Annotated in this window: 6 protein-coding genes; 3 read left to right on the top strand and 3 right to left on the bottom strand. The window is 54.0% G+C overall.

Annotation, left to right across the window (positions count from 1 at the left end; translation table 11 throughout):
- The 3 genes from PsW74_RS29405 to lepB all read left to right on the top strand — a co-directional run.
- Positions 1-582 (top strand): GyrI-like domain-containing protein (locus tag PsW74_RS29405; protein ID WP_208988062.1); only part of this gene is annotated, 582 nt, incomplete at its 5' end.
- Positions 583-692: 110 nt separating this feature from the next.
- Positions 693-1,097: a hypothetical protein gene (locus PsW74_RS18695; RefSeq protein ID WP_063287417.1), complete on the top strand. Its 405-nt coding sequence runs from the start codon at positions 693-695 to the stop codon at positions 1,095-1,097.
- Between the two features lie 181 nt (positions 1,098-1,278).
- On the top strand, positions 1,279-2,217 hold the full coding sequence (gene lepB / locus PsW74_RS18690; protein ID WP_063287416.1) for a signal peptidase I: 939 nt from the start codon (positions 1,279-1,281) through the stop codon (positions 2,215-2,217).
- Between the two features lie 57 nt (positions 2,218-2,274).
- Here lepB and PsW74_RS18685 read toward each other — a convergent pair whose 3' ends face one another.
- The 3 genes from PsW74_RS18685 to PsW74_RS18675 form a co-directional block, all read right to left on the bottom strand.
- Entirely contained in the window at positions 2,275-2,973 is a 699-nt protein-coding gene (locus PsW74_RS18685) for a pseudouridine synthase (RefSeq protein ID WP_063287415.1), read from the bottom strand.
- A gap of 79 nt (positions 2,974-3,052) precedes the next feature.
- Positions 3,053-4,096 carry a class I SAM-dependent methyltransferase gene (locus PsW74_RS18680; RefSeq protein ID WP_063287414.1) on the bottom strand — a complete coding sequence of 348 codons (1,044 nt, stop codon included), beginning with the start codon at positions 4,094-4,096 and terminating at the stop codon, positions 3,053-3,055.
- A gap of 113 nt (positions 4,097-4,209) precedes the next feature.
- Positions 4,210-5,811 (bottom strand): peptide chain release factor 3, encoded by a 1,602-nt coding sequence (locus tag PsW74_RS18675; RefSeq protein ID WP_063287413.1) that lies wholly within the window; start codon positions 5,809-5,811, stop codon positions 4,210-4,212.
- Positions 5,812-6,000 lie beyond the last annotated feature (189 nt).

Below are 6,000 nucleotides of genomic sequence, written 5' to 3'. Positions count from 1 at the left end.
CGGTTTGGCATGTCCGCCAGCCAGTGGCGGCGGGATGCGACTGCCTCCGTTGAGGCGATTGCTGGTGAGACCATGGTGCTGGAACGGCCTGCGAGCGGGCTGGTGGCGGACAAGGTGGAGGTGTGCAAACTGGAGCCGCGCACGGTGGCTTATGTGCGCCGGACGGGCAACTTTCAGGAACGGCCCGAGATTTTTGGCGAGGCGTTTGGCGCGCTGATGGCATGGGCCGGACCGCGCGGGCTGATGCATGGGGCGGAGATGATGTGCCTGTTCCACGATGATCCGCAGGTGACCGATGTGGAGCAGATGCGTTTCAGCTCCTGCCTGACGCTGCGCGGACCAGCGGATGTTGAGGGCGAAGTGGGCAAGATGGTGGTTGGCGGCGGGCGCTATGCCTGCGGACACTTTGTGATCACCCATGATCAATCTCAAGCCGCGTGGGAATATATGTATGGCGACTGGTTGCCCATGAGTGGTTATGAGCCGGAGAATATGCCGTGCTTCCAGCTGTATCCGTCCATGACCGGTGAGACGGGACCACATGAAGTGGTGATCTGCATTCCGGTGCGGCCTCTTTCTTAAGCCCCTGTGATTGGTAAGCGGGTTGCTGTCAAACTGCGCCTGCGGTTTATCGCGGAGTTAAGAGGCGCCGCCTTAGGGTTTGGCGGTGTTGGCTGGTTCGTGAGCGGTTCATGGTCTTCGGCTGGATATTCAGGCGCCTGTTCTTCTATCGCCTCCTGACCCTGTTCAGGATGTGGGGGCTCTACCTGTCTTTGCTGCTGTGGGCGCGTAAGGGGCTCTATTGGGGACTGTTTGCGGGTGTTTTGATGACCGTGCTGACGATCATCTATGCCATCGGGATTTACTGGGTAACAAACTGGGTCATTGTACAGTCCGGCGGGTATGTGCTGGCTGAGGTCGCCTGCTGGTCGCTGTGGGTTCCGCTGGTGTGGATGGCGGCGCTGGACACCCAGCTTTACATGGTCTGCCTGCGCACACCCAACCAAAAACTGCTCGGCAACCTGCTCTCCACCTGGGCGTATGAGGAGAAGATCCGGACTCATCTGGAGATGGTGCGGGAGAAGGCTGGGCGGTGATGTCTGCGACTAACCAAAGATCTTATCGATATCGTCTTGTGAGAGCAGTTTCCAGCTCCTTTCTTCGACGCCGTCCAGGGTGAGGGCACTGGGCTGGGATCTAGGCTCTGTGAGTGTGGCTTGCGCGAGATACAATCTGTGATATCAATGGGTAAAATTATACCCGAACAGGGATTCTGGCATGACAACTGCCACTATGAGTAGGTTATTTATTAAGCAGCGCATATGGTGGGTAGCTTTGCTGCTCCAATTTTTTACAGGCGCTGGATACCTTTATTTAGGACGACCAAAGCGTTTTGTTCTATTTTTTTCGCTCTTATGGTCAGGGTTAATTTTTACACTCATTCCGCTCCCAAGATACATTGATAACGGGTTGTATGTTGTTGCAGTTTCGGCAGTTTTAGTTTGCTTTTACATAATCGCGTTTATTGATCTATTGCTTTTGTGCAGAAATCAGCAAAACTACTCTCTCAAGGTCTACAATCGGGGTTTGGTCTACTTTGTAGTATGGCTTTTGTTCCCATTCTCGCTGAATATTTATGATCAGCCATTCGCCTCCTTTCGCCAGGTGGAGCCATTCTTTATTCCATCCAGCAGCAATGCACCAACTTTGCTTTCGGGTGATTACATTGTCGCTAATGCAGGCGGTTTTGACCGCATCAAACCCGAGCGCGGTGATATTGTCGTTTTCAAACTACCCATCGATGGCGAGACTGATTACATCAAACGCATCATAGGCTTGCCAGGCGACACAATCCAACTAACTGAGGGACACGTATTCTTGAAGGGAAAAGCTCCCGAGCTGAGTCCACTTCCTGATTTCGTCGTGACTAGCCCGAATGGTACAACATTCCGAGTACCACAGATGCTAGAGCACTTGCCCAACGGGATGAGTTATCCAATCCTTGATGCTCACTCAAATAGCGCATTAGACAACACGCCAATATATCGTGTCCCTGAAGGCCACTATTTTATGCTCGGCGACCACCGAGACAATTCTCTGGACAGCCGCGTTCTTTCAGAAGTCGGATACGTGCCAGCAAAAAACATTTACGCCAAGCCCTTGTTCATCTTCTGGTCTGACAACCTGAGCAGAATTGGGAGCTTGAGTGATCCTTAGAGTCTCGTAGGTATAGATCCCGCATCGAGTGCGGGATTGTTAGTGGCGGGATGGACTTTAGCCAAAGATCTTGTCGATGTCGTCTTGTGAGAGCAGTTTCCAGCTCCCCTCTTCCACGCCGTCAAGGGTCAGATTGCCGAGCTGGGCGCGGTGGAGTTTGGTGACGTGGTTGCCGGTGGCGGCGAACATGCGGCGGACCTGGTGGTAGCGGCCTTCGTGGAGAGTGAGGCGGGCTGTTGTTTCGCTCAGGACTTCCAGTTCTGCTGGTTTGAGCGGCTTGGTCTCGTTCTCCAGCATCATTTCACCGGATGCAAACTGATCCGCTTCCCCGCCTGTCATCGGACGATCGAGCTCAACCTCATAGATCTTTGCAGCATCTGCCTTGGGTGAGATGATCTGGTGCAGGAGTTTGCCGTCATCAGTGAACAGCAACAGGCCTGTGGTGTCCTTGTCCAGTCTGCCCACAAAGGACAGAGCTGGTTTGCGGACGCGGTAACGGTCTGGCAGCAGATCAAACACCAGACGTCCGCGATCCTTCATGGAACACGTGTAACCCAGCGGTTTGTTGAGCAGGATGACGGAGCCCTCTGGTGGGTCCAGCGGCTCGTCATCAAACAGGATGTCTTCAAGAGGCAGCTTGCTATCGGCTTTGATTGGGTTGCCGTCTTTATCAGTGACCCAACCATTGCGGATGGCGGCCTGCATTTCTTTGCGGCTGCCGTATCCCAGATTTGCCAATAGCTTTACAAGTCTCATTTTTCGAACCTTCGGTTCTGTTGCCGCGTACGCTTATCCGAAAACCGGTACCCACTTGTCGGGCGTATGCGCGCTTTACTTACTTATTCGCCTTGATGGCACGAATGACTTTGTAGCCGTTCTGGTCTGCCATGATCTCGTAGGAGGCGAACACCTTATCCAGCGTTGCTTCATATGGCAGATGACGGTTGGCGACCAACCACAGATGACCGGATGGACGCAAGCCGCGGGCGGCGGATTTGATGAACTCCTGCCCGATATCAGCCCGGTCCTGCTTGCCGCCTGCATGGAATGGCGGGTTGGTGAAGATGAAGTCGTAGGTGCGTGCCAGCTTTTTGGTGGCATCCTGCCAGATGAAGTCCAGCGCGACTTCTCCGGTCTTACCCTTCAAGTTCTGCTCTGCAAGATCCAGCGCACGCTTTTCAGCCTCATAAAGATCAATAGCTTTGACCTTTTCGCGCTTGGCAACTTCACGGGTCAGGTAGCCGAAACCACAGCCCAGATCAGCGCCGCGGCCTGCTAGTTTCTCTGGCAGTGTTGCGACAAGAAGCTGAGAGGCTTTGTCCAGATGATCCCATGCGAACACGCCCGGACGGCTGACGAACTCGCCCTCCATGATTTCGCGCGGCGCATCCAGTTTGGACCATTCTTCCACCAGCTCGTGGTTCACATTTTCTGGTGTAATTTCTGCCCAGAACACACGACATTTGTTTTTGGAGACTTTGCCGGTGTTGCCTGCCAGTTTGGTGAGATCGCTTTCAGCAGTCTTGGCACCTTCTGTGTTGGAGGCGCTGACGACAACAAGGCCGCCCTCACCTGCGGACTTTACAGCCTTTGCCATGAGGGCGCGGGCTTCGTCACGCTGGCGCGGAGGCAGCAGCATGACGAGCGGGTACTGGCCGTCAACTTCTGGTGCAACTGTAAAGCCTGCGCGTTCCAGATTGTCTCTGTCTGGTGCGAATGTCTGCTGGCAGATCAGGCGATCTTTGGCGATGCCATTCATGGCAAAGCCCATGCGTGCACGCAGGAAGAGCGCTTTTTGATCAGCGGCACCTTCTTCGAAGAAATTGAGCAGACCGTCTTCAAATGGCAGCAGCAATGTATCGAGAGCTGGATCTTTCATCTTGTTCTTATCCTTGCTGCCCTGGAGCCTGTCGCGTTCACTCAAGTCACGCGCCGAGCCCAAGGCTTTATTTGTAGGCGTATTCTAGTCCAAACCGCTTTTCGGAGATAAGCTTAAGACGTGTGCACAATTTCACGGGTTTCGCGGAAGCCGATATCAGGGTTCTTTTCACCGATGTAGCTTACTTCCCAAGCGTTTTTGAAGAGATAAACAGGCTTGTCGTCCCGGTCCAATGCCACATGCGCGCGGTTGGTCTCAAGGAACTTATCAAGCTTGAGCTTGTCTTCACACTCGATCCAGCGCGCTGTGTTGTACATGGCGGTCTCAAAGCCGATTTCTGTCTGGTATTCCGCTTTCAGGCGATCCACCACAACGTCCAGCTGAAGCACACCCACAACACCGACAATCCAGTTGGTGCCAATGGCTGGTTTGAAGATCTGCACCAGACCTTCTTCTGCCAGATCTTCCAAGCCACGGCGCATCTGCTTGACGCGCATGGTGTCTGTCAGGCGTACGCGGCGCAGAATTTCAGGTGCGAATGCTGGCAGGCCAGTGACGTGGATTTCTTCGCCTTCTGACAGGGTATCGCCCACACGCAGCTGGCCATGGTTTGGCACGCCGATCACATCGCCCGGATAGGCCTTTTCCGCAATCTCTCGTTCTTCTGCAAAGAAGAAGATTGGGGCGGACACGGTGATTGGCTTGCCAGCACGCACATGCTTGAGCTTCATGCCGCGTTTGAATGTACCGGAGCACAGGCGTACGAACGCGATGCGGTCACGGTGTTTGGGGTCCATATTGGCCTGAACCTTAAACACGAAGCCGGTTACCTTTTTCTCTTCCGGCTTGATGGTGCGGCCACCCGTTGCTGGCTGAGAATGTGGAGGTGGTGCATAGGCTGCGATGAAATCGAGGATCTGGTCGATACCGTAATCGCGCAGAGCAGAACCGAAGAAGACCGGGGTCAGATGCCCTTCCAGGAAGCTTTCGTGATCGAACTCAGGGTAACCTGCGCCGCCCAGTTCCACGTTTTCTTCCAGTTCTTCGCGGATGTTATCAAACAGCTCACCAACCAACTCAGGGTCTTCCAGACCTTTAACATCTTTGATGGTATCCAGAGCACCACCGCGGCCCTCAGTAGAGGTGAAGAAGCGGTTGCCGATATGGTCGTAAACACCAAAGAAGTCGGAACCCATACCAACAGGCCAGCTCATTGGCGTCACATCAAGGGCCAGTGCCTCTTGAATCTCGTCAATGACTTCCATTGGGTGGCGACCTTCACGGTCGATCTTGTTGACGAAGGTGATGATTGGAATATCGCGCAGCCGGCAAACTTCAAACAGCTTGCGGGTCTGGGTTTCAATACCCTTTGCAGCGTCAATCACCATGATGGCTGCGTCAACAGCAGTCAGTGTACGATAGGTGTCTTCAGAAAAATCTTCGTGGCCCGGTGTATCAAGCAGGTTGAAGAGGATGCCATCGCGCTCAAACGTCATCACGGAACTTGAAACGGAGATACCGCGTTCCTGTTCAATCTTCATCCAGTCAGAGCGGGCGCGGCGGCGCTCACCACGCGCACGCACCTGCCCCGCAGCACGGATCGCACCACCGCCCAGAAGCAGCTTCTCGGTCAGTGTGGTTTTACCGGCATCCGGGTGAGAGATGATCGCGAATGTGCGGCGTGCCTTATAGGCTTCCGTGCCTGCTGTGCTCATAGAGCCTCCTTTTGCAGGCAAACTCCTGCGTATTCTAATAGGGCAGATTTGAGGGTATCCATCTGGCGCAAAGTTCTAAGGTGTTCTTTCCGGCTTATGGCCGTCCGCAGCAAGGAACACCTGACACGCGCAAAATCTGCTGAAACTTTTGTCGGATTGGGTCTTACAGAATGTAATGAAGCAATGCCA

Origin of the sequence: Pseudovibrio sp. W74 (assembly GCF_001623085.1) — a bacterium.
Classification (GTDB): domain Bacteria; phylum Pseudomonadota; class Alphaproteobacteria; order Rhizobiales; family Stappiaceae; genus Pseudovibrio.
The sequence above is the reverse complement of the archived record's forward strand: the minus strand, read 5'-3'. Positions and strand labels throughout refer to the sequence as shown.

What these genes read in the sequence shown, in the direction of transcription:
- PsW74_RS18685 (WP_063287415.1), bottom strand. Translation starts at nt 2,973, where the DNA reads ATGAGACTTGTAAAGCTATTGGCAAATCTGGGATACGGCAGCCGCAAA.
- PsW74_RS18695 (WP_063287417.1), top strand. Translation starts at nt 693, where the DNA reads ATGGTCTTCGGCTGGATATTCAGGCGCCTGTTCTTCTATCGCCTCCTG.
- lepB (WP_063287416.1), top strand. Translation starts at nt 1,279, where the DNA reads ATGACAACTGCCACTATGAGTAGGTTATTTATTAAGCAGCGCATATGG.
- PsW74_RS18675 (WP_063287413.1), bottom strand. Translation starts at nt 5,811, where the DNA reads ATGAGCACAGCAGGCACGGAAGCCTATAAGGCACGCCGCACATTCGCG.
- PsW74_RS18680 (WP_063287414.1), bottom strand. Translation starts at nt 4,096, where the DNA reads ATGAAAGATCCAGCTCTCGATACATTGCTGCTGCCATTTGAAGACGGT.